Consider the following 1,287-nt stretch of genomic DNA (forward strand, 5'->3'; position numbering starts at 1 on the left):
TTTGCATGATCGGTCGATCATGACGAAGAACGGTCGACTCGATCTGGCGAATCGGAGTGATTTTCGCCGCGGTACCCGTCAAAAACACTTCATCGGCGATGAACAGCTCGGTTTTATCGACTGCGCGCTCAACCACGGGGATACCCATGGCTTTCGCCAGCTCGATCACACTCGCTCGAGTAATTCCCTCAAGAATGTCTTGATCAACGCCAGGGGTGATCAATTCCCCATCCCGGACAAGAAAAAGGTTCATGCCACTGGCTTCACTGATTTTCCCGCGACTGTTGAGAAGTAACGCTTCGTCAAAACCGCTTTGCACCGCCTCCGTCTTGGCCAAGGAACTCGTGATGTAAGCCCCACTAATTTTTCCTCTGAGGGGCAAAGAGCGATCCTCCTGGCGCGTCCAACTGCTGATGCGACAACTCACACCTTCCGGGGAAAGGTAATCGCCGAGAGCTAATCCATAAATCAAGAAGTCGGTCTCGATGTCGTGCAACCGAGGTGCGATGCCGAGATCACTCGTGTAAACAAACGGTCTGAGATAGATCGGCTGATCCGGTTGATTGGCGCGCAACATGGCCGTCAGGGACGTCAAAATTGTCTCTTCGGTCAGATCTGTAAGCAATAAGCGCGCGCTCTGACTAAGTCGACGGGCATGACGATCAGCACGGAACAGCAGCATCGTGCTTGCTTGTTGTGGATCAGGAATGGCTCGCATGCCACCAAATGCACCAGTGCCGTAATGCAGCGCGTGGGTAGCGATGGAGATCCTGGCCTCCTCGAAGGGGACGCACTGGTTCTGGAACCAGGCGTAAGGCAGGAACTGATGCATCGCTAAAACGACCTGGTTCTTGAAATCTTCTCACCACCGCTCACCAGGACAATGGAACGATGCATCGATTAGCCAGCTGTCCGGGTGTTGACCCCCCCGAGGACGTGGTCCTGGTGGAACAGCCCGCGGCGGATGTGTTGTTTCTTTCCAGTGCCGCGACAGACCTCAGCACCCTGGCAGCACATCTTGCTTCGGCCGGTGGTGAGACCTGGCGCAACCAAATACGGGGGCTGTCTCTGGACTGTTTGTCCCATCCCGCGCAACTCGACCACTACCTCGCCACCACCGCTGATCACGCAACGTTGGTCCTGGTGCGCTTACTCGGCGGCCGAGGTCATTGGAGCTATGGGTTAGAGCAGCTCCAACGCTGGAAGGAGGAAAAACCAGAACGTCAGCTCCTGATCCTGGCGGGGACAGACGATCAAAACAACGAGCTGCATGGTTTGGGATCCATC

1 protein-coding gene and 1 pseudogene are annotated in these 1,287 nt (G+C 55.6%); one reads left to right on the forward strand and one right to left on the reverse strand.

Annotated elements, in window-relative coordinates; translation table 11 throughout:
- Positions 1-832, reverse strand: an 832-nt coding sequence (locus WH5701_RS00600; protein ID WP_006169886.1) for a branched-chain amino acid transaminase, incomplete at its 3' end; no start/stop codon positions are given.
- Positions 833-891: 59 nt separating this feature from the next.
- Between WH5701_RS00600 and WH5701_RS16330 the strand changes: the two are divergent.
- Positions 892-1,287 (forward strand): annotated as a pseudogene (locus tag WH5701_RS16330) (cobaltochelatase subunit CobN); the annotation flags it as partial.

Source organism: Synechococcus sp. WH 5701 (assembly GCF_000153045.1).
Taxonomy (GTDB): domain Bacteria; phylum Cyanobacteriota; class Cyanobacteriia; order PCC-6307; family Cyanobiaceae; genus Regnicoccus_A; species Regnicoccus_A antarcticus.